Origin of the sequence: Actinocorallia populi (assembly GCF_002995495.1) — a bacterium.
Classification (GTDB): domain Bacteria; phylum Actinomycetota; class Actinomycetes; order Streptosporangiales; family Streptosporangiaceae; genus Actinocorallia; species Actinocorallia populi.
In genome coordinates this window covers 560,194-585,697 of sequence record NZ_PVZV01000004.1, presented here as the reverse complement: position 1 = coordinate 585,697, position 25,504 = coordinate 560,194, and the positions used below count along the sequence as shown (strand labels likewise).

General features: G+C 73.0%; 17 protein-coding genes, 1 tRNA gene and 1 pseudogene. 9 read left to right on the top strand and 10 right to left on the bottom strand.

Annotated features, from left to right (window positions below; translation table 11 throughout):
• Window positions 1–8: 8 nt before the first annotated feature.
• The 3 genes from C2865_RS19465 to C2865_RS19455 are packed head-to-tail and all read right to left on the bottom strand — an operon-like array spanning window position 9 to window position 3,006.
• On the bottom strand, window positions 9–575 hold the full coding sequence (locus C2865_RS19465; protein WP_106399896.1) for a DUF1444 domain-containing protein: 567 nt from the start codon (window positions 573–575) through the stop codon (window positions 9–11).
• Window positions 576–607: 32 nt separating this feature from the next.
• Window positions 608–2,107, bottom strand: a complete 1,500-nt coding sequence (locus tag C2865_RS19460) for a cobyric acid synthase (protein ID WP_106399895.1) — start codon at window positions 2,105–2,107, stop codon at window positions 608–610.
• Window positions 2,104–3,006: a cobalamin biosynthesis protein gene (locus tag C2865_RS19455; RefSeq protein WP_232835701.1), complete on the bottom strand. Its 903-nt coding sequence runs from the start codon at window positions 3,004–3,006 to the stop codon at window positions 2,104–2,106. The genes C2865_RS19460 and C2865_RS19455 overlap by 4 nt, the downstream gene beginning before the upstream one ends.
• A 167-nt stretch (window positions 3,007–3,173) precedes the next feature.
• Here C2865_RS19455 and C2865_RS19450 point away from each other — a divergent pair, with 167 nt between their 5' ends.
• Window positions 3,174–4,478 carry an FAD-binding oxidoreductase gene (locus C2865_RS19450; RefSeq protein ID WP_106399893.1) on the top strand — a complete coding sequence of 435 codons (1,305 nt, stop codon included), beginning with the start codon at window positions 3,174–3,176 and terminating at the stop codon, window positions 4,476–4,478.
• Between the two features lie 146 nt (window positions 4,479–4,624).
• On the opposite strand, the gene C2865_RS19445 is transcribed toward C2865_RS19450, so the two are convergent.
• The 3 genes from C2865_RS19445 to C2865_RS19435 form a co-directional block, all read right to left on the bottom strand.
• Window positions 4,625–5,125 (bottom strand): methylated-DNA--[protein]-cysteine S-methyltransferase, encoded by a 501-nt coding sequence (locus C2865_RS19445; protein WP_198653430.1) that lies wholly within the window; start codon window positions 5,123–5,125, stop codon window positions 4,625–4,627.
• Window positions 5,122–6,570, bottom strand: coding sequence for an AlkA N-terminal domain-containing protein (locus C2865_RS19440; RefSeq protein ID WP_106399892.1), 1,449 nt, complete (start codon window positions 6,568–6,570; stop codon window positions 5,122–5,124). Before C2865_RS19440 ends, C2865_RS19445 begins: the two co-directional genes overlap by 4 nt.
• Before the next feature lie 133 nt (window positions 6,571–6,703).
• Window positions 6,704–6,777: transfer RNA gene (locus tag C2865_RS19435), tRNA-Arg, on the bottom strand.
• 284 nt (window positions 6,778–7,061) lie between these two features.
• Between C2865_RS19435 and C2865_RS19430 the strand changes: the two genes are divergently transcribed.
• On the top strand, window positions 7,062–8,111 hold the full coding sequence (locus C2865_RS19430; protein WP_157963808.1) for an FKBP-type peptidyl-prolyl cis-trans isomerase: 1,050 nt from the start codon (window positions 7,062–7,064) through the stop codon (window positions 8,109–8,111).
• A 202-nt stretch (window positions 8,112–8,313) separates the two neighbouring features.
• The gene (locus tag C2865_RS19425; RefSeq protein WP_106399890.1) at window positions 8,314–10,527 is read left to right on the top strand and encodes a transglycosylase domain-containing protein; all 2,214 of its coding nucleotides are present in this window, start codon (window positions 8,314–8,316) and stop codon (window positions 10,525–10,527) included.
• Here the strand turns inward: C2865_RS19425 and C2865_RS19420 are convergent.
• Window positions 10,524–10,913, bottom strand: a complete 390-nt coding sequence (locus C2865_RS19420) for a hypothetical protein (RefSeq protein WP_106399889.1) — start codon at window positions 10,911–10,913, stop codon at window positions 10,524–10,526. The two genes, C2865_RS19425 and C2865_RS19420, sit on opposite strands and share 4 nt — an antisense overlap.
• A gap of 188 nt (window positions 10,914–11,101) precedes the next feature.
• Between C2865_RS19420 and C2865_RS41835 the strand changes: the two are divergent.
• From C2865_RS41835 to C2865_RS19400, 4 genes and pseudogenes are all read left to right on the top strand, one after another.
• A pseudogene (locus tag C2865_RS41835) lies at window positions 11,102–11,437 on the top strand (SseB family protein); the annotation flags it as partial.
• Between the two features lie 3,087 nt (window positions 11,438–14,524).
• Complete coding sequence (locus C2865_RS40835; RefSeq protein WP_232835700.1) at window positions 14,525–16,444, top strand: SseB family protein; 1,920 nt, start codon at window positions 14,525–14,527, stop codon at window positions 16,442–16,444.
• A complete protein-coding gene (locus C2865_RS19405; protein ID WP_106399886.1) occupies window positions 16,441–16,809 on the top strand; it encodes a hypothetical protein in 369 nt (122 codons plus the stop codon). The genes C2865_RS40835 and C2865_RS19405 overlap by 4 nt, the downstream gene beginning before the upstream one ends.
• A gap of 693 nt (window positions 16,810–17,502) precedes the next feature.
• Window positions 17,503–18,213, top strand: coding sequence for a hypothetical protein (locus C2865_RS19400; protein ID WP_106399885.1), 711 nt, complete (start codon window positions 17,503–17,505; stop codon window positions 18,211–18,213).
• Between the two features lie 63 nt (window positions 18,214–18,276).
• Here C2865_RS19400 and C2865_RS19395 read toward each other — a convergent pair whose 3' ends face one another.
• Both C2865_RS19395 and C2865_RS19390 read right to left on the bottom strand, forming a co-directional pair.
• A complete protein-coding gene (locus C2865_RS19395) occupies window positions 18,277–19,095 on the bottom strand; it encodes a TrmH family RNA methyltransferase (RefSeq protein ID WP_106399884.1) in 819 nt (272 codons plus the stop codon).
• 77 nt (window positions 19,096–19,172) lie between these two features.
• Window positions 19,173–20,174: an endonuclease/exonuclease/phosphatase family protein gene (locus C2865_RS19390; protein WP_157963807.1), complete on the bottom strand. Its 1,002-nt coding sequence runs from the start codon at window positions 20,172–20,174 to the stop codon at window positions 19,173–19,175.
• 307 nt (window positions 20,175–20,481) lie between these two features.
• On the opposite strand from C2865_RS19390, the gene C2865_RS19385 reads away from it, so the two are divergent.
• Window positions 20,482–22,707, top strand: a complete 2,226-nt coding sequence (locus C2865_RS19385) for a substrate-binding and VWA domain-containing protein (RefSeq protein ID WP_106399882.1) — start codon at window positions 20,482–20,484, stop codon at window positions 22,705–22,707.
• 138 nt (window positions 22,708–22,845) lie between these two features.
• Window positions 22,846–24,372 (top strand): RNA polymerase sigma factor, encoded by a 1,527-nt coding sequence (locus tag C2865_RS19380; protein ID WP_157963806.1) that lies wholly within the window; start codon window positions 22,846–22,848, stop codon window positions 24,370–24,372.
• Here C2865_RS19380 and C2865_RS19375 read toward each other — a convergent pair.
• The gene (locus C2865_RS19375) at window positions 24,369–25,394 is read right to left on the bottom strand and encodes a phosphotransferase family protein (protein ID WP_106399880.1); all 1,026 of its coding nucleotides are present in this window, start codon (window positions 25,392–25,394) and stop codon (window positions 24,369–24,371) included. The genes C2865_RS19380 and C2865_RS19375 overlap by 4 nt on opposite strands.
• Window positions 25,395–25,504: the final 110 nt, after the last annotated feature.

The following is a 25,504-nucleotide window of genomic DNA, read 5'->3' as shown; positions in this document are numbered from 1 at the left end:
GGGCCGGGTCAGCCCAGCGGGAGCCAGTGGCCGTCGCGGCGGACCAGCAGGTGCCGCGACAGCAGGTGGTCGCCCCTGGCCCAGACCCGGTCGGCGACCCAGCGCAGCTTGGCCAGGCCCTGCTCGTCGCGGGAGCCGGTGGCGGTGAAGACGTCGCGGGCGGGGACGCCGACGACGAGCTCGCCGTCGACCTCCGCGGCGATCTTCTCCAGGAACGGCTCGTCGAGCAGCAGGCCCGCCTCCAGGTCGCCGCCGACGGTGACGGTCACCGCCTGGACGCCGGGGAACCAGTTGAGCGCCAGGTCGGGGCGGCGGACCCGCAGATTGCCCGAGGCCCTGGCGCGCAGCTGCCCGGGCTCCAGGCCCAGCTCGCGCACCATGCGCGGGGTGACCGGCTCGAAGCGGATCCTGCCGTCCTCGGACGGCGGGTGGTCCAGGCCGTAGGTCAGGTACAGGTCGCCCGACAGCGGCTCGCGCAGCGGCGCCTCGTCCGGCGGGAGCGGGAAGTCCAGCTTGACGTCGACCGGGACCCGGGCGCCCAGGATCGGGACGATCAGGTCGTACGGTTCGCTCATCTTCCGGACCTCCGTGCTCGTGCTTCGGCGGATCACGATAGCGGCTGGTGGAGGGCGCCGCCCGGCGGTAGGGCAGGCAGGCCCCGCGGAGCCCCTCCCGTGATCAGCTTCGCCACGGCCGCGCCGTCCAGGTGCGCGGCGACCAGGTCGCCCAGCGCGTCGAGCTGGTGTTCGCGCAGCGCCGCGAAATCGGTGTCGGGCGCGGGCGTGAAGCGCCTTCCCGACAGCGCCGCCACCTCGGACAGGAAGGCGCGGCGGAACCCGTCGTTCTCCATGGCCCCGTGCCAGGTGGTGCCGAAGACCGTCCCCGCGCGGCAGCCGTCGAGGAAGGGCTCCCCGCCGTGCCGCTCGGCCCGGCCGTGATGGATCTCATAACCGTGGACGGTCTGGCCGTAGTGGGAGCCGACAGGGCGGGCCAGGACCTTGTCCGGGGCGAAGCGGACGGTGACCGGCAGCAGGCCGAGCCCGGCGACCTCGCCGCGCCGCGACTCCACGTCGTCGACGATGGTCTCGGCGAGCATCTGGTAGCCGCCGCAGACGCCCAGGACCGGCTTGCCCGCCCGCCGCAGCGCCTCCTCGAAGCCGTTCTCCCGCAGCCAGCCGAGGTCGGAGACGGTGGCCCGGGTGCCGGGAAGGACGATGAGATCGGCTCCGGCGAGTTCGCCGGGGCTCGTCACGTAGGAGACCGAGACTCCCGGTTCGCAGGCGAGCGCGTCCAGGTCGGTGAAATTGGAGATGCGGGGGAAGCGCAGTACGGCGACCCGCAGCGTCTCCTCTCCGTGCGGCAGGCCGGTGCCGGGCCGGGCGGCGGACAGGCCGAGGGAGTCCTCGACGTCCAGCCACAGGCCGTCCAGCCAGGGAAGAACGCCCAGGGCGGGGCGGCCGGTGAGCGCGCGCAGCTGCTCCAGCCCGGGGGCCAGCAGCTCGGCGGCGCCCCGGAACTTGTTGATCACGAACCCGGCGATGAGCTCCTGGTCGGCGGACTCCAGCAGCGCGACGGTGCCGTAGAGGGCGGCGAAGACCCCGCCCCGGTCGATGTCGCCGACCACCAGCACCGGCAGGTCCGCGGCGCGGGCCAGGCCCATGTTCGCGATGTCGCCGCGGCGCAGGTTGATCTCGGTGGGGCTGCCGGCGCCCTCGCAGACGACCACGTCGTAGCGGGAGCGCAGTTCGTGATAGCTCTCCAGCGCCACCTCGCGCAGGCGGTCGCGGTGGTCGTGGTACTGCACCGCGTCCACGTCGGCGATCGGCCTCCCCCGGACGACCACCTGGCTGCGCCGGTCGCTTCCCGGCTTGAGGAGGATCGGGTTGAGGTGGGCGGTCGGCTCGATCCCGGCCGCCTGGGCCTGCATCACCTGGGCGCGGCCGATCTCGGCGCCGTCGGCGGTGACCATGGAGTTGAGCGACATGTTCTGCGCCTTGAACGGTGCGACGCTCACGCCCTGGCGGCGCAGCCAGCGGCACAGACCCGCCACGACGATGCTCTTGCCGGCGTCGGAGGTCGTACCGGCGATCAGCAGGGAGCCCTTCACCGGCGGGCTCCCAGCGCCAAGGCGGCCGCGGCCAGGACGGCTCCCGCCGCGACGGCGCGGCTGAGGCGGGCGGCGCGGCGCACGTCCTTGACCTCCGGCTTGCGGCCGTCGCCGAGTTCAGGCCTGACTTCCAAGCGTCCTCCGTAAGAGTTGGCGCCGCCCAGGCGGACGCCCAGGGCGCCTGCGGCGGCGGCCTCGCAGCGTCCTGCGTTGGGGCTGGGGTGGTGGGCTCCGTCACGGCGCAGGACCCGCCAGGATTCGGAGATCGCCTCGCGTGCGCCCTTCTCGGCGACAACGGGGGCGGCCAGCACGGTCAACAGGCCCGTGACGCGGGCGGGGATCCAGTTGGCGAGATCGTCCAACCGGGCCGAGGCCCAGCCGAAACGCTCGTAGCGGGCGCTGCGGTAGCCGACCATGGCGTCGAGGGTGTTGACCGCCCGGTAGGCGACCAGGCCGGGGACTCCGGCGACCGCGCCCCACAACAACGGCGCGACGACGGCGTCGCCGGTGTTCTCGGCCAGCGACTCGACGGTCGCGCGGGCCAGGGCGTCGGCGTCCAGACCCGACGGGTCGCGGGCGCACAGGTGCGACAACCGGGCGCGGGCCGCCTCGAGATCGCCGTCCTCCAGGCGGCGGGCCATGATCATGCCTTCCCTGGCCAGGGAGGTGCCGCCGAGCACCGCCCAGGTCGTCGCGGCCGTCAGGAGGCAGCGGACCGCGGGGCGGCGGCTCCGCTCGGCCAGGACCCCCAGCGCGGCCGTCGTACCGACGCACACGCCGGTGAAGACCGCGCCCCTCGCCCGGGAGTCTCCGTAGAGGCGCTCCTCCAGCGCGGCCGCCGCCCTGCCGAAGCCCGCCACCGGGTGCCCCCGGCGGGGGTCGGCGAGCAACGCGTCCAAACCCGCGCCCAGCAGAAGCCCTACGGCCCGCGCACCGGCGAGTCCCGAACGGTTCGCGCCCGATCGCGCCCCACCCGTGTCTGAGCGCACGCCGGCACGTGCTGAACGATCCACAGATCCACCTCTCGGTCGCATCCGATCGACCGTAGTGCACCACAATCGGGAGCATGCTCGAGGAACGGCTCTCCCGGATCACGCAGGTGGTGGCGGACCCTTCGGTGACGGCGGGGTACTGCACCGACTTCACCGGCCGCTGGCGCGGAAGCACCCCGCTGGTGGTGCTCCCCGCCAGCACCGCCGAGGTGGCGGAGGTCATACGGGTCTGCGCCGGGGAGGGGGTGCCGGTGGTGCCCCAGGGCGGCAACACCGGCCTGGTCGGCGGCGGGGTGCCCATGGGCGGCGAGGTGGTGCTGTCCTCGCGGCGGCTGACGGGGCTCGGGCCGGTGGACGCCTCGGCCCAGCAGGTGACGGCGGGGGCGGGTGTCGTGCTGGCCGCGCTGCAGCGGCACGTCCGGGCGGCGGGCCTGGACTTCGGGGTGGACTTCGCGGCCCGGGACGGGGCGACCGTCGGGGGGATGATCGCCACCAACGCGGGCGGGGAGCGGGTCCTGCGCTACGGGACGACCCGGGCGAACGTGGTCGGGGTGGAGGCCGTCCTGGCCGACGGATCGGTCGTCTCCCGGCTGGGCGGGCTGCCCAAGGACAACACCGGGTTCGAGCTCCCGTTCGCCGGCAGCGAGGGCGCGCTGGGCGTCGTCACGGCGGCGCGGCTGCGGCTGGTGCCCCTGCTGGAGCACCGGGCGACGGCCCTGCTGGGGCTGCCCGGCGTCCCGGCCGCGCTGGCGGCGCTGGCCGTCCTGCGCACCCTGGACTCCCTGGAGATGGCCGAGTTCTTCCTGTCCGGGGGGTTGCGGCTGGTGCGCGAGCACACGGGGCTGCCCGCGCCCACCCGCGTGGAGCACGCCGTCTACCTCCTGGTCGAGTGCGCCGCCCACCGTGATCCGGCTCCGGAGCTGCACGCCCTCCTGGCGGCCCTGGACGCGCCCGAGATCGTGGTCGCCGCCGACACCGCCGACCGGTACCGGCTGTGGCGCTACCGCGAGGCGCACACCGAGGCGATCAACGCGCGGGGCGTCCCGGTGAAGCTGGACGTCGCCCTCCCCCTCGGGGAGCTCCCCGCCTTCCTGGACGAGCTGCCCGCGCTCGCCGGAGACGCCGAGCTGTACCTCTTCGGGCATCTGGCCGAGGGAAACCTCCACGTCAACCTGATCGGCGGCCGGGACGCCACCGAGCCGGTCCTGCGGCGCGTCGCACGGGCCGGCGGCAGCATCAGCGCCGAGCACGGCGTCGGCCGCGCCAAGACCCCGTGGCTCCACCTCAGCCGCTCCCCCGCCGAGCTCGCCGCCCTCCGCGCCGTCAAGCACGCCCTGGACCCCGCCGGGCTGCTCAACCCCGGTGTCCTCGTCCCCTGACCGGGCAGCGTCCCGCCGCCCGCCCGGCCCTCCGCGGGGGCGCGGTGCGGGGCCGGGCACCGCGCCTGTCCGGACCGGGCGCATGGGACAGTCCCCCCTGACCGCCCGTGCCGCCCCGGGCCGAAGGCGTGCTCCGGCCGGGCTGGTCAGGGGGCCGCGAGGAGGGCGCCTTCGAGGGTGAGGAGCGCCTGCTTGGCGGGGAGGCCGCCCGCGTAGCCGGTGAGGGAGCCGGTCGAGCCGATCACCCGGTGGCAGGGTCGGACGATGAGCAGGGGGTTGGCGCCGATGGCCCCTCCGATGGCGCGGACGCGGGCGGGGGTGCCGCCGAGGGCTGCGTTGAGCTCGCCGTAGGTGGTGGTCGCGCCGTACGGGAGTGCCTCCAGCGCGGCCCAGACCTGGCGCTGGAAGGGGGTGCCGGTGGTGGCGAAGGGCAGGTCGAACTCCTTGAGGCCGCCGGAGAAGTAGGCGTCCAGCTGGGAGACGGCCTCGGTGAAGTCGGCGGGCGCGTGCCGCCAGGTGTCGTCCCGGACGGGCGCGTTGCGCTGCCCCGGCAGGGAGAGGGAGGCCAGGGCCAGGCCCGTCCCGGTGCGGACGCCGGTGAGCAGCAGGGTGCCCAGCGGGCTGTCGAACGTGGTGTAGAGCGTCATGATCGGTCCTTTCGGTCCAGGGAGTTCCACAGGAGATGGGTGGCGTAGGAGCGCCAGGGGCTCCAGGCGACGGTGTCGGGGTCGCCCTTGCGGGCGAGCGCCTGGCGCAGCGCCACGTCGCCGGGCGGCAGGACGTCCGGGTCGCCCAGGGCGCGCATGCGGATGTAGGCGGCGGTCCACGGGCCGATGCCGGGCAGGGCCAGGAGCTCCTTCTCCGCCTCGTCGCGGTCCGCTCCGGCGTCCAGGACGAGGCGGCCTTCGGTGAGGGCTTCGGCGAGCGCCCGCAGCGCGGCTCGGCGGGCGCGGGGCATCCGCAGCTCCTCCAGGGAGGCGGCGGCCAGCGTCTCGGCATCGGGGAAGAGGTGGGTGAGGCTCCCCGAGGGCTCGGGCAGCAGGGTGCCCCGGGCGGAGACCAGCACGGCGGCGTGGTCGCGGGCGGCCGCGACGGTGACCTGCTGGCCCAGGATCGCGCGGACGGCCGCCTCGTGCGGGTCGGACGCGCCGGGGGCCCGCAGCCCGGGGGAATCCGCCGACTCCGGGCCCAGGGCGGGGTCGTCCGCGAACCGCTCGGTGACGGCGCCGGGGTCGGCGTCCAGGTCGAACAGGCGGCGGATCCGCTGGGTGGCGGCGGTCAGGTCCCGCACCTCGCTCAGCTCCATGGTGCAGTCGAGCCAGCCGCGGCCGCCGTCCGCCTCGTGGACGGCGGCGATCCCGGGGCCGCCGGGCAGGCGCAGGGTGCGCCGGTAGACGCGGGAGCCGGGGGACCCTTCGACCTCCTCCACTCCGGGCACGGCCCGGCGGGCCAGGAAGTCGAAGATCTGCCGCGCGGCGTACGGGCCCCGGTAGGCCAGCCGCAGCGCGATCCCCTGGCCGCCGGAGACCGGGGGGCCCTGCCTGGCGGCCCTGAGCCCGCCCGGGGTGGTCGCGTAGATCTTCCTGATGGTGTCGTTGAACTGCCGGACGCTCGCGAAGCCCGCGGCGAAGGCGATCTCGGTGACCGGCAGGCCGGTGGTCTGCAGCAGCACCCGCGCGGTCTGCGCCCGCTGGGCCCTGGCCAGCGCGACGGGTCCCGCGCCGACCTCGGCGGTCAGCTGCCGCCGCAACTGCCGGGTGCTGTAGCCCAGCCGCGCCGCGAGCCCGTCGACCCCCTCCCGGTCGACGACCCCGTCGGCGATCAGCCGCATCGCCCTGGCCGCCGCGTCGGCCCGCGCGTGCCAGGCCGCCGATCCCGGCACGGCGTCCGGACGGCAGCGCCTGCACGCGCGGAACCCGTCGTGCTGGGCGGCCGCCGCGCTGGGGTAGAAGCGCACGTTGCGGCGCAGCGGCGTGGTGGCCGGGCAGCTGGGCCTGCAGTAGATCCCGGTGGTCCGCACGGCGAAGAAGAACTCCCCGTCGAACCTGGCGTCCCTGCTGCGCACCGCGCTGTAGCGGCTCTCGTCTTCCACGCCTCCCAGTCTGGGCGACGGCGCGGCGGGCTACCGGCGGTTTTCGGACATGGCACGGCAGGGTTGTCCGGACATGCCGGAAATAAGACGACCCGCCGCCCCCGTTCGAACGGTGGCGGCGGGCCATCGGGAACGCGCCCAGAGGGATTCGAACCCCCGGCCGACGGATTAGAAGTCCGTTGCTCTATCCAGCTGAGCTATGGGCGCACGCTTTCGCGCCCCGAGTGTAGGGCAAGGAAGGCCACCGGAACAGCAGATTTATGCCCGATTCGTCCCCGACACGGCATCGGTACGCGTCCCGGCCCGGGGAGCGGGGCCCCCTCGCGTGGGAGGCTGAGGCCCACCGAGCGGCCCCGGGTCCGGGGAGCCGGTATTTTGGGGTGATTTCACTCCGGGCTTAGGCCGGAGCTGGAAGAGTGTGTCCACCCCCTGCCCGATGACGTCGAGCCGAAGACAAGAGGACCATGTCGGACAACGAGAAGACCCCTGGTGTGAAGCTTCCGAGCGCCCGGGACATCAGTCGCACCGACTTCACCCCGCACGGCATCAACAAGGGCAAGGGCTCCCTCAAGCGCCCGGCCAACAAGGCCGAGCTGCGCAAGAAGCGCATCAAGCAGACCGGGGTGACGGTCCTGGTCCTGGCGATCATCGCCGGCGTCGCGGGCGGCGCCTACATGCTGACCCGCCCCTCGGCGGAGTTCGAGATCAGCGGCGCCTTCAACAAGGAGCCCAAGATCGCCTTCCCCGAGGTCGAGCCCTACACCAAGAGCCGCACCGAGCAGCTGATCAAGGGCGGCGGCGCGGAGCTCAAGAGCGGCGACACCGCCTACGTCAACTTCGAGACCTACCAGTGGACCGGGGCCAAGAAGTTCGAGGAGAAGTCCAGCAGCTACGCCGAGACCGGGCCGACCGCGCTGCCCGTCGACTCCCAGGGGGGGAGCGGCTTCAAGGCGCTCGACGAGGCCATCAAGGGCTCCACGGTCGGCAGCCGCTACCTGGTGACGATGCCGGTCAAGGACCTCGGCCAGACCGCCGAGCAGACCGGCCTGAAGCCCAGCGACAACGTCGTCTTCGTCGTGGACGTCGTCACCAAGCAGTACCCGGTCACCGGCGACATGGCCGAGCAGGACGACGACAAGCTTCCCGAGGTCACCGCCCCCGCCAAGGAGGGCGAGGCGCCCGGCATCAAGCTGCCCGACGGGGACGCGCCCAAGGAGCTCACCGCCAAGACCCTCATCGAGGGCACCGGCCCGGTCGTCGAGAAGGGCCAGAAGCTGGCCGCCCACTACAAGGGCGTCATCTGGGACGGCGGCAAGGAGTTCGACTCCAGCTACGCCACGGGCGAGCCCGCCAGCTTCGAGATCGGCACCGGCGCGGTCATCCCCGGCTGGGACAAGGCGCTGGTCGGCGTGAAGGCCGGCAGCCGGGTGATGGTGGTCATCCCGCCCGCCGACGGTTACGGCGAGAAGGGCAACGAGGGCGCCGGGATCAAGGGCGACGACACGCTGGTGTTCGTCGTCGACGTCCTGACCTCCTACTGAGCCGCCGGACGGCCGGCCCCCGGGTGGCGGGGCCGGTCGTCCTCCCTCTTTCCGGACAACCTTTCGCACCTTTTGAGCGTCTTGTAGAGGGTTGTCCGTCACTCTCCCGGGCGGCGGCCGCCCTGATGGAGCCCGCCCGACGGCCGGGAACACGGACCGGACCGTTCAGGTAGGGTCGAAGTAACGGAAAGGTAACGGGGGCATGGTGAACGAGAACGAGGAGCATCCGCACGCCGAGGACGGCGCCGCGGGGACCGACGACGACGCCACCGAGGCCACCGTCCAGCAGCCCGGCATCCCCTCCCGCAGGCGGGGCCGGTGGCTGCGCAAGATCTCCTACGGCGTGCTCGGTGTCATCGGGGCGTTCGTGGTCGCCTTCGCGATCGCCTACATCCTCACCCCCGTGCCCTCCACCCAGCAGCTGGACGCCCGCGAGCAGCTGAACGTCTTCTACTACGCCGACGGCGAGACGGTCATCGCCCAGGAGGGCACCAACCGCCAGCCCGTCCCGCTGGCGGAGGTCTCCGAGTCGATGCGGCAGGCGGTCATCTCCGCCGAGAACCGCAGCTTCTACAGCGACCCCGGCGTCTCCCTCAAGGGCACGGTCCGCGCCTTCTGGTCCACCGTCTCGGGCACCCAGGTGCAGGGCGGCTCCACCATCACCCAGCAGATGGTGCGCAACTACTACAGCGGCCTGAGCCAGGAGAGGTCGATCTTCCGCAAGCTCAAGGAGGTCATGGTCTCGCTGAAGGTGAACCGGTCCGAGGACAAGGACTGGATCCTGGAGCGTTACCTCAACACGATCTACTTCGGGCGGCAGAGCTACAGCATCCAGGCGGCCGCGCAGGCCTACTTCGACAAGGACGCCAAGGACCTCGACCCGGCGGAGAGCGCCTACCTGGCCGCGACGATCCAGCAGCCGAGCCTCTACCAGAAGCTCACCAAGAGCAACCGCGCGCAGCTCGAGGAGCGCTGGCGGTACGTCCTCGACGGCATGGTCGGCGCGGGGAACCTCACCGAGCAGGAGGCCGCGAAGCTCGAACTCCCCAAGCCCGTCAAGCAGAAGGAGAAGAACATCTACCAGGGCCAGGTCGGCTACATGGTCAACGTGGCCAAGAAGGAGCTGCGCGAGGAGCACGGCGTCTCCGAGCGCCGGCTCGCCCTGGGCGGGTTCAAGGTCGTCACCACCTTCCGCAAGCCGCTGATGGACGCCGCGGTCAAGGCCGTCCAGGACAACGTCCCGGCCGGCATGCCCAGGGAGCAGCGGGTGGGGCTGAGCGCGGTCGACCCGAAGACCGGTGAGGTGCTGGCCTTCTACGGCGGGCGCGACTACCTCAAGGAGCAGATGAGCAGCGCCTTCGGGCTGCGCGCCCAGGCCGGCTCCGGATTCAAGCCGTACGTGCTGGCCGCCGCGCTGGCCGACGGCAAGGAGCTCACCCACAGCGTGGACGGCTCCACCTACATCTCCTCGAACGGGCACCCCGTCACCAACTCCGGCGGGGCCCGCTACGGCCATCTCGACCTGGTGCAGATGACCCGCAACTCGGTGAACACCGCCTACGTGCGGCTCGCGCAGGAGATCGGCAACTCCAAGATCACCGACATGGCCGAGAGCCTGGGCATCCCCCGCTCGCAGCTGACCGCCAACGCCGCCGACAAGTCCGAGACGTACGCGCTGGGCGTCGCCGACGTCAGCCCGACGCAGCAGGCCGGGGCGTACGCGGCGTTCGCCAACGACGGCGTCTTCCACGCCCCGCACGTCATCAAGTCCTTCACCAACCGCTCAAAGCGGACGAAGACGGTGGAGACCGAGGGCGTCCGCGTCTTCAGCAAGGACGTCGCCGCCGACGCGACGTACGCGCTGCAGCAGGTCGTCACCGGCGGTACCGCCACCTCGGCGCAGCTCTACGACGGCCGCGACGTCGCCGGCAAGACGGGCACCACGGACAAGGGCGCCGCGGTGTGGTTCAACGGCTTCATCCCGCAGATGTCGACCTCCGTCGGCATCTTCAACAGCAAGTCCCCCAACAAGCCGCTGGACCTGCAGGGCTACTCGGCGTACGGCGGCGTGCTGCCCGCGCAGGTGTGGCGGGCCTTCATGAGCGAGGCCACCCGGAACATGGAGGCCGCGGAGTTCCCCGAACCCTCGACCTACTACACCTACCAGCCGCCGCAGCAGCCCGCCGACGAGCCGGTCAGGCCCGACCCGGGCCCCACCGACACCGGGGAGCCGAGCGACCCCGCCACTCCGCCGGACGAGGAGGAGCCGCCGGTGGAGGAGGAGCCCGAGCCGCTGCCCGAGAACCCGGACGAGGACGTCGTCCTGCCCGAGGAGCCGGGACCCGGTCCGGAGCCCGGCCCCGACGAGCCGGCGGGCGAGCCCCCCTTCCAGGAGGAAGTGCCCCAGTTCCCCTAGTCGCAGGCCTCGACCAGCTTCGCGGGCTGGTCACGCAGGAGCGCGGTCAGCTGAGCGACGTCACCGGACTCGCCGATGGCCGGTGAAGCGCTGCGCCAGGAGCCGGCCAGGCCCGTCAGGGTCTGCTCGAGCTCCTGGTCGTCGGACCTGGCGGCCAGGCCCTCCAGGGAGGCCGCGAGGTCGGCGGCGGCCTGGCCCCACGCGGCGTTGTCGGTGGAGGGCAGGCTCCTCAGCCTCGTCCCGAAGTCGGTGAAGACCTGCTGGGTCTCGGCGCAGATCTCGCTCCTGTTGCCGGTCATGCCCGCCACGACCCCGCACCCCGGCAGTGCCGTGACCGCCGCCAGGACCGTGATGAGGGTGGTGAGGGTGGTACGCCCCGCCTGCATGAGATTCCTCCAGGGATGTGATCCGCAAGGCTCCCATGATGGCGCACGGGGCGGGTTCCGCAGGCTGACCCGCAGAGGATTCACGACGGGCGGGAGGCTCCGAGGTTCGTCCACAGACTGAGCACTGGGCCGCATGGGGTTCGCATTAAGGTAGACGGGTTCGCAGCACGCCCAAGGAGTGGCTTAACGTGGCCGAGGAATGGCAGCCCACCACCGAACTGGAAACCCTTCTGGTCGGTGCGATCGACGCCGCTGACCCCGAGGGGTACTTCCGCGTCCTGGCGGGGGCCGACCTTGTCGTCCCGCTCGACCCGGAGACCGTCGAGCAGGTGCTCGCCGACGCCCTTCCACCGATCTGGCCGACCAACGAGTTCGACGGCCGCACCCATGTGCTCGCCTACACCTCGCCAGAGGCGATGCGCGCCCATCTCGGCCCGCGCTTCCAGCATCACCTGCGCCTGAGGTTCACCGACCTGGCCGCGGCCTGGCCCCACCCCCACTGGTGGCTGGCCGTCGACGCGACCCTCCCCCCGCAGGCCCTGCTGCCCTCCTGGTTCCTGCGCCAGATCACCGAGGGAGACCCCCGCCCCGTCCTGCTGGGCCTCCCCCGCCCCGCGGCCCCGGCCGCCCTCGGCGGGCCCGTCACCCCCGACTCCCCCGCCGTCCAGAACGCGCTGGCCGCCGTTCAGGAGAGCGGCGCGCAGCAGGACACCTCCCAGCAGGCCGCCGAGGTCCTCGCCGCCCTCCGCCATTTCTCCGGCCCCGCCTCGCCCTCCTCGCCCAACGGCGCCCCGCTGCCGCCGGAGGGCCCGCGGCATCCGGCCGACACGCCTCTCGGACAGGCCTTCACCGCGGGCGTCTCGCCCGGACGGCCCTCTCCGGCCGACGCCGGACAGGCGCCTCCGTCCGTGCCCCGGATGCCCGCCGAAGCGGCAGGCCCCCACGCGGAGAAGCCGCAGAGCACCGACGCATCCGCCCCGACGCCTTCCGCAGGCGCGCCCGGCACGGCTCCCGGGTCCGGAGACCCGCTCGGAGACGTCCTCCCCGGCACGGCCCAGCCCGCACCCGGGCAGAGCGCCCCGCACCCGGACGCGCCGAACACCGGGGCCGGGCCGACACCGCCAGTCGCAGGCGCGCCCGGAGCGCCCACCGAGCAGCCGTTCCCCCACGCCGCGGAGCCGCCGAGTCCTGGCGCATCCTCACCGCGGACGGCCCCGGCCGACGGACCCGGCACGGCCGCTCCGCAGGCGGAGGCACCCGGCTCCGCCGACCCGACGCCTTCGGCCGGAAAGACGGCCGACGCCTCCTCCGGGCCTGCGATGGCCGCCGAAGGCCTGCCCGGCACGCTCCCCGGCCAGAGCACCCCGCCCGCAGGAACACCCGGCGGCCCCGCACCGACCGCCGCGCAGGCGGGAGCACCCGGCCTTCCCGGTTCTGCGCCCCTGCCGGAGGGCACGGCCGCAGCACCCGCCGGTCAGAATCCGTCCGCAGACGCAGGCCGGAACACCGAAGCCCACGCACCTGACGCGACCGCCGGGCCGGGAGCTCCGCACGCGGAAGCACCCGGCCTCACCGGTCCTGCGCCCCTGCCGGAAGGCACGACCGGAGCGCCCGGCGAACATGCCGCACCGGGCGTACCCGGCGCAGGTCCCGGGCAGGGCGTTCCGCACGCGGAAGCATCGCGCCCCACCGGTCCTTCGCCCCTGACGGGGAACACGGCCGGAGCACCCGGCGAACATGCCGTACCCGCCCCGGGTCCCGGACAGGGTGTTCCGCACACTCGGGCACCAGGCGTCTCCGGGCCGGTGTCCTCGGCGGAAGGTCCGCTCGGCATGCCCGCCGAACGGACCGACACGCTCGGGAACGTGGTCCCCGGACAGGGGACTCCGCCCGGGGAAGCACCCGGCCTCGCCGGATCCGCAGGCGGCGCGCCCGCCGAACGGTCCGCTTCGCACAGGGGTGCCGCTTCCGGCGGACCCGAGGCGGCTCCCGGACGGGAGGAACCGCGCGAGAGCGTTCCGGACGGCGGGCCTGACGCCGGGCAGGTGTCCGGTGCGGTGCTCGGTGAACGGCCGGCCGTCGAAGATGCCGCGCGGCTCGGTGGTCCCGAAGGGACCGGGACCGAACGTGCGCCCGGCGTGCCCGTGGCGCAGGAGACGGGCCGGGACGGTATGCCGGACGCGTTGGCCGCGCTGCTGGCGCAGCGGGAGGCCGAACGGAACCGGAGCGTTCCAGAAAAGACGCCGGGCGAGGAGGGCCGGGTCTTCGGAGCGGCGGAGCACGCCCGTTCCGTCGAGGACCCGACACAGACACAGGTCGACGGATTCCCGCCGATAGTGGATGTACCCGGAGCACCCGGGACGCCGGGTGCCCCCAGAACGCCCGAGGCGCCCCATGCGTCCGAGGATCTCGGGACACCCGGCACTCCCGAAACGCCGGCGGCGCCCGGCATGCCCGACTCGGCCAGCACGCCCGCCGAAACCTTGAGAACGCCCCACACGCCCGTAGCGCCCGCGCCTGAAGTGCTCGGGGCGTCCGAAGCCCACAGGACGCCCACCGCGCCCAGAGCGACCGGCACGCCCGACGCACTCGACGTACCTGGAGCGATCGGGACATCCGAAGCACGCGGGATACCCGAAACGCCCGGCGCAACCGGTGCGCCTGAAGCACCGGCGGCGCCCGGCGCGCCCGAAGCGCCCGGCGCGTACGGCACCCCTGACGCGCCAAGCGCACCCGGGACGCCCGGCGCGACCAGCACACATGGCGCGCCCGGCATACCCGATGCGCTCGGCGCACCTGGGATGCCCGGGGCACCCGGCTCGAGCGGCGCACCTGATGCGCCGACGACACCCCACGCACCTGAACCGACCAGTGCGCCCGCAGCATCCGGCGCAACCGGGACGCCCGGGGCGGCCGCAACGCCCCACGTACCCGGAACAGCCGACGCGACCAAAACACCCGGAACATCCGAGACACCAGGAACGCCCGAAGCTCCCGGCGCACACGGCATACCCGATACATCCGGCATGTCCGGTACACCCGGGGCGCTCGAAGCACCCAACGCGCCTGACATGCCCAGCGCACCTGGTGCACCCGAGACGCTCGGCACAACCGGCGCGCCCGAAATGACTGGCGCACCCAACGCACCCGGTATACCTGAAGCACCTGGCGTACCCAGCACGTCCGGTGTACCCGAGGCGCTCGGCACAACCGGCGCGCCCGAAGCGACTGGCACGCCCAACGCACCCGGCGCGTCCGGTACATCCAGCACACCCGATGCTCCCCATACACCCGGTGCACCCAGCACGCCTGGCACATCCGGGGCACACGAAGCACCCAGCGCGCCCTATATTCCCGGTACACCCGGTGTATCCGAAGCGCTCGGCACAACCGGCACACCTGGGACGCCCGACATGCCGACGACGCCCCACACACCCGAAACCACCGATGCGCTCGAAGCACCCGGTACATCCGGCACATCTGACATACCCGGGGCGCCTGGTACACCTGGGACGCCCGATGCGCCGACGACACCCCATACATCCGAAACGACCGATGCGCTCGGAATGCCCGGGACGGTGGAGGCGCCTCGAGCGCCTGAAGCGCCGGGCGTGCCCGAAGCGTCGGCGACGGCCGGCGCGTCCGAGGTGGCCGGGGGAGCCGGGGGCGACGGGGTGGAGGAGCCGGCGGCCCGGGGGCGGTTCTTGCCCGCCAATCCGGTGGAGACCGAACTGGTGCGGGCCGCCGACGAGGAGTCGCTGGTCAAGGCGCTGATCGGGGCGGAGTTGTTGCTGCCGGTGCCGCCGGGCACGGACACGGCGGCGCGTCCCAGCCGGGCGGGGTTCCCGTGGCAGCCGGGGGAGATCGACGGGACCCCGGCGGTGCCGGCGTTCACCTCGCCCGAGCGGCTGGTGGACGCGATCGGGCAGGTCGACTACGTGCGGGTGCCGTTCCCGATCGTGGCGCGGCACTGGCCCGACCTGGGCTGGACGCTGGCCATCAACCCGGGCACGCCCGCGTCGGCGACGCTGACCGGGCAGCAGCTGCCGCTGGTGTCGTCCTGGACGGACCAGCTCCTGGCCGAGCGGCCCGAGGCCTTCGCCCCGCAGAACGAGCTGGAGCAGCGGCTGTACGAGGCGGCGCAGCGCCGGGACGCCGAGACGTTCTTCGGGCTGCTCGCCTCCGCCCAGGTGATGATCCCCGCCGACCCGGACACCCCGTGGGGCGCCCAGCCGAGCGAGCCCGACTTCCCGTGGCAGCCGGTGCCGCTCAAGGGCGAGCCGTCCATCATGGCGTTCACCTCGCCGCGCTGGATGCACGAGGCGGTCGGCCAGTGCCGGTTCGTCATGCCCGACTTCCGGGAGCTTGCGGCGAGCTGGCCGGAGAACGGCTGGTCCCTGGCGCTCAACCCGGGCACCCCGATCGACCTGACCGTGCCGGGCGACCGGCTGCGCGCCGCCGTGGCGCCCGCCGAGCCGCAGCGGACGCGCCCGGCGCACTTCGAACCCGGCAACCGGGTCGACCAGGACCTGGACGAGGCGGTGCTCGCCGGGGACTCCGACGACTTCCTGCGGGTGACGCTCGCCGCCGAGGTGCTCGTCCCGGTCCCGGTCACCGCGCCCGAGGACCTCTCGCCCGAGCACCCCGACTTCGACTGGTCGGCCGCGCTGTCGGCGAGCCCGCCCGGTCCCGGCGCGTCCGTCCGGGTGTTCACCTCGCACCTGCGCCTGCAGGAGACCGTGGGCGACGTCCGGTACGTCGCCGTGGACTTCACCGAGCTCATCGCGCACTGGCGCCGCACCGACTGGACGCTGCACCTCAACCCCGGCACCCGGATCGGGGCGTCCCTGTCCGGCGGGCAGGTGCGCGAGCTCAGCGAGTGGGCGGTGTCCGTCGGGCTGCCCGTCCGGCAGGGCCAGCAGCGCGAGCCCGTCCAGCCGTACGCGGCGCCGGCCGAGGAGGCCGGGCCCGAGGCGACCTCGGCGGAGAACCCCGTCGTCGCCGTCCCCGCTCCGCGCGAGCAGGGACCGGGGGTGACGGTGCTGCAGAAGGTGCTGCCGCACGGCCAGGTCGGCTGGTACCTGGAGCAGGGTTACGACCGGGTCGGCGGGTTCGTCCACCCGCTGGCCGACTGCGCGGAGCTGACCACGCCGGTGCAGCTGTACGAGGCGCTCGGGCTGCTGTACGAGGGCTCCTCGTTCGACCCCGCCGACGAGTCCGTGTACGTCCTGCGCTGGCCCGCCCACTGCGAGGACCTCTACCGTGTGCCGTTCGGCGGGCGCACCGAGGAGGACCTGCAGGCCTGGGGCGAGGCCGGCTGGGTGGTCGAGCACGGCCCGTTCGAAGGCGACGGCTTCGCGCCCGGCTCGGCCGGCAGCATCCGCGAGTTCAAGAGCGACAGCACCCGGCTGCCCACCGGCGCCGAGCTGTACCTCGTCGGCAGGGACCGGACGGCCGCCCTGGTCGCCGTCTACGACGCCGACGTCCTGAGCTGGACGTCGGCCCAGCAGGCCAAGGAGGTCCCGCAGTGATCCGGGACGGCTACGTAGCGATCTGGAAGGGCTCGGAGTACGAGGCGAGCCCGACGCCGGGAGGCGAGGTCCGCCTGTACACCACGCAGCCCGCCGAGGGTTTCGCCGAGGCGCGGCCGGGCCGGTACCGCCGCAGCGTGCCGTCCTCGGAGATCGAGCAGCTGCGTTACGTCCGGACGGTCTGCCGCTGGCGGGGCGAACGGTTCATCGTGGTCGGCGAGCACGAGACGTGGCTGCGGGTGGAGTACACCGGCGGACGCGGCCCGGTCGCCGAGCGCCTCGGCCTCGACCGCGTCGACCACGGCGTCTGGCAGACCTGGGCGCCCCGGACAGAAGTGGAGGAACTCCACGAGGAGTTCATTTGAGAATTGCCGCTAACTTCACACTGTTTCATCTCTCGGCTCCGGGTACGGATGAGCGTGGGAACAAGCCACTGAGCGCTCATCGATTCCGAGACGGATGCGGAGGACGGCGGCGTGCGCCTTTCGCGAAGGACAGGCACGACGAGAACGAGCACGGCCCTGGCCGCGGCACTGGTCCTGATGGCCACCGCCACCGCCGCGGCGGACCCCCCGGCGCACCCCGCCCCGCCCCGAGCCGCCCCTCCTCCCGTCAACGCCCCCGAAGCCCGAACAGGCGAGGAAGGCCGCGACCCGAAGGACACGCCTTCGCCGCCCTCTGCGTCACCCGCGTCCTCCACAACGGCTGCACACCTCACCGCTCCGGCTGCTTCCAGGACGGCTGCAAGCCCCGCGGCTTCGGTGTCCTCCGCCCGGCCCCCGTCTCCTGCGGTGCCCTCCGCCCCGGCGGCCGCCGGTTCCACCGCTCCCGCCGGTCCCACGACATCCGCCGGTCCTACGACGTCCAGCAGTCCCACGGAATCCGCCGACCCCACCACAACCGCCAAGCCCACCACTACCGCCGAGCCCACCACGACTGCCGGCCCCACAGCGACCGCCAGCCCCACGACGGCCCCCGACCCCACGGCGACCGCTGATCCCACGGAGCCTGCGGCTCCGGTGGGGCCCCCGGGGACCGCCGAGCTTCATGTCGTTCTCATGGTGCCCGAGCCGGATGTGCGGCCGGGTGACAAGGTGAAGGTCACCGCGCACGTCTACGCGACAGGGGCCGCGGCGGAGGCCGGGAGGCTGAAGGTGACCGCCGACGGCGGTACCCGGGCCGCTCCCGACTGCGAGCTCTCCGCGCATGCCTGCGACCTGGGCGATGTCACGACGCAGGGACGGCTCATCCCCGTCGAGCTGTCCGTACCGGCGAAGGCGGCGGGCACACTGCGCGTCACGACGGCCGTCTCCGCCCGCACCGCGCCCGCCAAGACGGTGGTCCACCTCCTGACCGTCGCGAAGAAGGACGGGGCCACCCCTTCGCCGAGCGGCCCCGGCGCCACGTCCGCGCCGTCCGCCCCGGCGTCTCCCCCGTCGTCCGCACCTCCCGCGACGACCCCTTACTCGACGCTTCCCTCGGGCATCCCGCAGACGCCTCTTTCCAGCGCCCCGGTGCCGGAGAGCGCGGACGACCCGCAGCTTCCCCCGATCGTGGCGGACGCCTCCCCCACCGCCCAGCCGCTGACCGCCCCCCAAACGGTCGCGGCGAACAACCCCGACACCGCGAACACCGAAACCCTCGCCCGTGTCCAGGCCATCTGGCTCGGCGTTCTCCTCGCCCTCTTCGCCACCTTGTCCCTCCAGCTGAAGCGCCGCTCCCTCCGCGGCGCCCACCGCCGCACCGGCCGAGGCGGATTCGCCCGCTGACCCCACCCTCGGAACCCCGCCGACACCGTCCTGCGGAGGCGTTCGCGGACCGGTGCCGGGTGGTCAGCGGGTGAGTGCGTAGCAGGCGATGGCGGCGGCGGCCACGACGTTGAGGCTGTCGACGCCCTTGGACAGGGCGCCGGGGCTCATGGGGATGCGGACGGCGGCGTCGGCTTCGGAGATCCAGTGGGAGGAGAGGCCGTCGCCTTCCGAGCCGAGCAGGAGGCCGACCTTCTCGCCCGAGGAGGCGGCCGCGTCCTCGAGGTCGAGGGCGTCGTCGGCGGGGGTGAGGGCCAGGAGGCGGAAGCCGGCGTCCCGGACCAGGGCGAGGTCCTTGTGCCAGTCGCCCATCCGGGCGTAGGGGACCGCGAACACCGCGCCCATCGAGACCTTGACCGACCGGCGGTACAGCGGGTCGGCGCAGCGGGGCGCCAGGATCACCGCGTCGACGTCGAGCGCCGCGGCGCACCGGAAGATGGCGCCGACGTTCGTGTGGTTGACGAGGTCCTCGAGGATGATGATGCGGCGGGCGGGCGCCAGGACCTCGGGGAGGGCGGGGAGGGGGAGGCGGGTCAGGGAGGCGAGGGCGCCGCGGTGGACGGCGAAGCCGGTGAGGGCCTCGGCGGTGGCGTCGGAGACGAGGTAGACGGGGCAGTCGAGGCCGGGCAGGACGTCGGACAGGGAATCGAGCCAGCGTTCGGCCATGAGGATCGAGCGGGGGAGGTGGCCGGTCTCCAGGGCGCGGCGGATGACCTTGGCGCCCTCGGCGATGAACAGGCCTTCCGCGGCCTCCAGGCTCCTGCGGAGCTGCCCGTCGGTGAGCCGGACGTAGTCGGCCAGGCGCGGGTCGGAGGCTTCGGAGACGTGGATGAGTTCGGCCATGGCGCTGATTGTCCCAGGGTCGGGCGACCGCGGCGAAGCGGGGAACGGGCGGCCGGGGGCGCCCTGGATCGACGCGGTCAGGGGAGTTGGAGTTCGGCCAGGACGGGGCGGTGGTCGCTGCCGGACAGCCGCAGCACGTCGTAGGACCGCACCGCCACCGTACGCGGTACCAGGATGTGGTCGAGCGTCAGGCGCGGGAAGTCGGAGAAGCCCCAGGTGGTGGTGAGGCCCTCGCCGCGCCGGTCGGCGGCGTCGGAGTAGCCGCGGTCCAGGAGGTCGCGGAAGCGGGCGTGGTCGAAGGTGGCGTTGAAGTCGCCCGCGAGGATCCGGAGCGTGCCGGAGCCGGCGGGGGGCAGGGTGGCCAGCGAGTGCTTCCAGTCGGCGAGTCCCTCGCCTCTGATGGGCGGCAGCGGGTGGACGGCCGTCACCTCGATCCGCCGCCCGTCCACCTCCAGCGCGGCGCGGGGGTGGGCCATGACCGTTCCGGGCAGGGCGGGCAGGGCGGTGAGGGGGTACCGGGAGTAGAGCGCGGAACCGCCCGCGCCCCATCTCGGGTCGGCCGCCTTGTGGGGGAGCAGTGCCCGCAGCCCCTGCTCGTCGAGGCCGCTTTCGGCGTCGGGGGTGAACTCCTGCAGGCTCAGCACGTCCACGCGTTCGCGTTCCACGATCCGGACGAGTTCCGCCATGGACGCCCGCCCGAAGAAGACGTTGGAGGTGAGCACCCGCAGTTTCGGCCCGTCCGCCTCGACGGTGGCGTCGGCGGTGGCGCGGGGCAGGAGGGACACCCCCAGCGCGAGGGCGGCCAGTCCCGCGACCAGCGCGGCGCGCGGGCGGCGGAGCAGGAGCGCCGCCACGACGGGCAGCGGCGCGGCCGCCGCCAGGTACGGGGTGAGGGAGACGAGCGGCACCGCGATGCCCTCGAACGGGGTCAGCCCGTCGAGGCCGAGGGCGCGTCCCGCGGCCCAGCCCGTCCAGAGCGCGGCGAGGGACCAGGCCGTCCAGCTCCGGAGCCCTCCGCGACCGCTCCCGGCGATCTTCGCCCCCGCTGACCTGCCCGTTTCCCCTGATTCATCAGACAACTTTTCGGTTACGGCTTCACTGCCCACGACAACCCCAACGAACGGCAGCCGCGGCAAGTTGTCACCGCAGGGCAAGGGATCACTTACGGGGCGCGCACTCCTTGCCATGCAGGCGGTCAAGGCGAAGGCTCCGCACCACTTGTTACCGACAAGTAATCCAATTAAATCAGGACATGTAGCGTTCCGCAGGCAGATTCGCTGTTTCGGCGCCTTTGTAACACCTGCGTGATAAGGCTAAAGTGCCTCCGACCAACGCCCGGTGTCCCCAGGACCAGGCACGGCCCCATGACAGAACCCGGAGAGCACCATGACTCGTCCCCCCGGCGACCTTCCGGGCGAGGGTGGATACGGCTCCTCCTCGGAGTACCCGTCCGCCGACAGCAGCGACTGGTTCCGCCCCCGGGCGGCCGGAGGCTCCTCGGCCGGGAACCCCGCGGACCGGACCGTATCGGATTCCGGCGGGCAACCGGAGTGGTTCGCCCCCCGCGCCTCCGGTTCGTCGTTCGGATCGGGCGGGTTCTCCGGTGCCTCCGACCCGGGCGGTCCCTCCTACTCGCAGAACCCCGCGGCGCAGAACCCCTCGGCCTCCGAGCCCTACCTGTCGGCGCCCGTGCCGCCGTCCGGGTCCTCCTCGGCCAACAGCCAGTTCGGATCCTCCTACGACCGCCCGTTCCCCACCGGCCCCGGCGAGTCCTCGCCCGGCCGCAGCGGGGCCGGCGAGGCCGGCGGCGCCTACTCCAGCGGCGACTACGCGTTCAACTCCGGCAGCTACGGCACCCGCAAGAAGCGCAAGAAGGGCGCGCTCATCGGCCCGCTGGCCGGTGCGGTCGGACTCGCGCTGCTGCTGGGCGTCGCCATCTACGCCTTCACCCAGAAGAGCGGCGGCTGCTCGGGCGCCCCGACCACGCTGAACGTCGCGGTGGCCAAGGACATCTCCGCCGCCGTCGAGAAGTCCGCCAAGGCGTTCAACGACGCCGGCACGGAGATCGGCGGCGTCTGCTACGAGGCGAAGATCACCGGCACCGACCCCAGCGCCGTGCGGACCGTGCTGACCGGTGAGGGCGTCTCGGGCGGCCAGACCAGCAAGCCCGACGTGTGGATCCCGGACTCGTCGCTGTGGTCCGGCCTGGTGCAGGCCGCCGACGAGAAGGCCGTCACCCCCACCAAGGTCTCGATCGCCTCCACCCCGGTGGTCGTCGCGGTCCCGCAGACGCTCGCCGCGTACCTGCAGAAGGAGGGCTTCTCCGAGAACCCCTCCTGGGACAACCTGCTGCGGGCGGCCGGCGGCATGGAGGGCGGCGCGGCCACCAAGAACCAGACCATCAACCCCAAGCTGCTGGACATGCGGGTGCCCGACCCGGTCAACACCGGCACCGGGATGTCGTCGGTCTCGATGCTGCGCACCCTGCTGCGCAGCGACAAGTACGCCGCCACCATCTTCACCGGCATCGCGCAGACGATCCGCAACCACACCGTCCCCACGGTGGACTCGCTCTACGAGAACTTCCGCAAGGACGCCCGCGGCCGCTTCCCGCTGCTCCTCGCGCCCGAGCGCTCGGTGTACACGCACAACAGCGGCAACCCCAAGGAGAAGGCCGTCGCCATCTACCCCACCGAGGGCATGGTGAGCCTGGACTACCCGGTGACCATCACCTCCCAGGACCCGGGCAAGGTGCAGGCGGCCCAGGAACTGGCGGACGCGCTGAGCTCCCCCGAGGCCGTCGCGAACTACCAGGCGCTCGGCTTCCGCAGCCCGGACCGCAAGGCCCCGGACACCTTCACCCAGGACATGGGGCTGAGCACCCAGCGGGTCAAGGTGCTGCCGCTGAGCACCCCCGAGGAGATCTACAAGATCACCCAGGACTGGTCGAAGCTGTCGCTGGCGATCCGGATGCTCTCGGTCATCGACGTCTCCGGCACCATGGACGACCCGATCGCCCCCGGCCAGCCGAGCCGGATGGAGACCATCCTCACCATCGCCTCCAAGGGCCTCACCCAGTTCCCGCCGGACAGCCAGATCGGCACCTGGATCTTCTCCGACCGGCTGGTGGGCGACCAGGACTGGAAGGAGATCGTGCCGGTCGAGCAGCTCAACAAGCGCTTCGGCTCGGCGACCCACCTGAGCCGCGTCCAGCAGACGCTGCTGGGCATCAAGGCGGTCCCGACCGGCAACACCGGCCTGTACGACACGGTGCTGGCCGCCTACCGGCACATGAAGAAGACGCACCAGCCGGGACGCATCAACTCGATCGTGCTGTTCACCGACGGGCTGGGCAATGACGACCCCAACGGCGGCATCAACCTGAAGCAGCTGCTGTCGACCCTCGAGAAGGAGGTCGACAAGCGCAAGCCGATCCAGGTCATCATGATCAGCATCGGCTCGGGCCCGAAGCAGCTGGCGACCATGAACAGGATCACCGGCCTCACCGGCGGCCAGGCCTACACTCCCAAGAAGCCCGAGGAGATCACCCAGATCTTCCTGCAGGCTCTCTCGCGGCGGATGTGCGCGGGCCAGGAGGGCACCAAGTGCTGACCCGGCACTGAGCGGACGGAACGCGGGGAGCGTGGCAAAAGCCACGCTCCTCTCGTATATGGACGTATCGGTGTCAACCGTGGCACAGTGCGAGCCGTCCTTTGAAGCAGATCCCCTTACCTACTGCTGGAGGCCGCGTTGACCGGTTGGACGGGTCGGCCCGACGCCATGCCCCCCGCCTCGCCCGAGGACCAGGCGCTCGTCCGGGCCCTGCGGGCGCGGCACACCGACGCGCTCACCCAGGTCTACGACAGGTACGGCCCGCAGCTCTTCGACTACTGCCACGCGCTGCTGCGGGACGAGCCCTACTCCTCGCGCGTCCTGCACGACACGCTGCTCGCCGCCCAGGCCCACGTCGAGCGGCTGCGCTCCCCCGCGCAGCTGCGCGGCTGGCTGTACGCGCTGGCGCGGCGGGAGTGCCACCGGATCCTCAACGGCCCCGACCGTCCCCTCCAGCGGCGTCCCGCGCCCGAGGTGCCCGACCGCTTCCAGTCCGTCGAGGAGCGCCGCAGGTACCACGAGGCGCGGCTGCTGGCCCACGACACGCTGAGCGTGCTGACCGGACGCCAGCGCGAGGCGGTCGACCTGACGCTCCGGCACGGGCTGACCGACACCGAGCTGGCCGGGGTGCTGGGCATCTCCCTGCAGGAGGCCGCGGCGCTGGCCGAGGGGTCCCGCGACGAGCTCGCCGACGCCGTCGAGTCCCGCGTGGGGCACCGCCGGATCCAGCTCGGCCGGCTGCTGTCGGTCATGTCCGTCGCGATGGCCCCGCCGAACCTGGAGCAGCGGGTGCTGGCCAGCGCGCTGGACCCGGGCATGGACCAGGACCGGGCGCAGATCGCCCGGCGGGCCCTGCCGTTCGACGCCCAGGGCTGGCCCTGCGAGAGCGGCGGCGCCCGCCAGGGGCACCGGGCGCCGGGCGGCGCCGGAGCGGGACGGTCGGCGGCGGCCGGGCGAGGCGGCAAGGACGAGGAGAAGTCGAAGGTCCCCTCCGCGTTGTGGCCGCTGGCGGGCGCCGCGGCCGTCGCAATGCTCATGGGAGGCCTGTTCCTCCTGCGTCCCGGCGAAGGGCTGGGGGAACCGCAGGCCGCCGACACCAGCCGGCTCGTGCCCGGGTACACCGAGGAGCCAGCGGACGGCGCGGAGCCGACGGAGGAGACCGGTCCCAGGAGGCCCGCGAAGACCGACACCCCCACGAAGACGCCGTCGCAGGATCCCACGACCCCCTCGGCGGCCCCCGGCACCACGACCCCGACCAAGAAGCCCAGGCCGAGCGGCTCGCCGTCCACCACCAAGCCCACCACGGCGCCCAAGCCGGGCAAGCTCGTCTTCTCCTCCGCCACCTGCGTCGTCGCCTACCCGGCCCGGACGTGCACGGTCACCATCACGGCGGCGGGCGGCCCGGTGAAGTGGTCGGCCTCCGGATACGACAACGTGAGCGGCGGCGGCGCGGGCACCCTGGCCGAGAACGGCACCCGGGCGGTGCTCTTCCGGGTCGCCCGGGACGAGCCGTGCCTCGAGGGCGAGCTCTCCATCCCCTTCACCCCGGCGGGCAGCGTCCAGGTCTCCTGGGACTGCCCGCCGGTCGAGGAGGAGCCGCCTCTCCCGCCCGCGGACGGGCAGGAGCCGCCCGGGAACGGGGACGGCGGGGAGCAGCCCGTCTAGCCCAGAACCGCGTGCGCCCGGTCGATGAGGACCGGGACCGCGTCGCCGATCTTGTCGAAGCCCTCCCCGACGGTGGCGTTCTGCAGGAAGCGGGCGTGGATGCCCTCCAGGATGATCGCCAGCTTGAAGCAGCCGAACGCCACGTAGTAGTCGAGGCCGCCGACGTCGAAGCCGGTGATGTTCGCGTACGCCTCGACGAACTGGTCGCGGGTCGCGAAGCCGGGCGCGGCGGTGACGGTCGCGCCGACGGGCAGCGCGGGCTCGCCGGCCTCCGCCCAGTAGACGAGGGTGAGGCCGAGATCGGCCAGCGGGTCGCCGAGGGTGGACATCTCCCAGTCGACGACGGCGGCGATCTCCGGCTTCGGCTCCAGCCGCACGAGCACGTTGTCGAGCCGGAAGTCGCCGTGCACCAGGGAGGCGGGCGAGTGCGCCGGGAGCCCCGCGGCGAGCCGGGCCACCAGCTTGTCGTAGGCGGGCAGTTCGCGGGTCTGCGAGCGCTCCCACTGCTGGCCCCAGCGCTTGAGCTGGCGGGCCATGTAGCCCTCGGGACGGCCGAAGTCGCCCAGACCTGCGGCCTTCACGTCCAGGGTGTGGATGGCGGCGAGCGTCTCGGCGAGCCGCTGGGAGAGCTCGCCCGCCTGCTGCGGTGCGACGTCCGCGGCGTCCTCGACCGTGCGTAGGATGCGCCCGTCCACCCATTCCATGAGGTAGAAGTCGGCGCCGAGCACCTCCTTGTCGGTGCACAGGGCCAGCGGTCCGGGCACCGGCACCCCGCCGGCTCCGGCCAGCGCGCTGAGCACCCGGTATTCGCGGGCCATGTCGTGCGCGGTGGGCAGCACGTGGCCCAGCGGCTGGCGGCGCAGGGCCACCGACCGCCCTGACAGGTCCAGGCGGTAGGTGAGGTTGGACCTGCCGCCGGCGATCAGCGTCGCGCCGGTCAGCTCCCCGGCGTCGGGAAGCGCCTGCTCCAGCCAGCGCGACAGCTGGGGGAAGTCCAGGCCGGGTACGGGTTCGAGGCTCATGGCAGACAATTAGAACGCGACTCGGTTCTTTCGCGCCACCCGCCCCCTCCACAAGCGGCCTTTTCTTGCCGTGTAAGGAACTTTCAACTCGGGTAGTGCCTGACTGGACT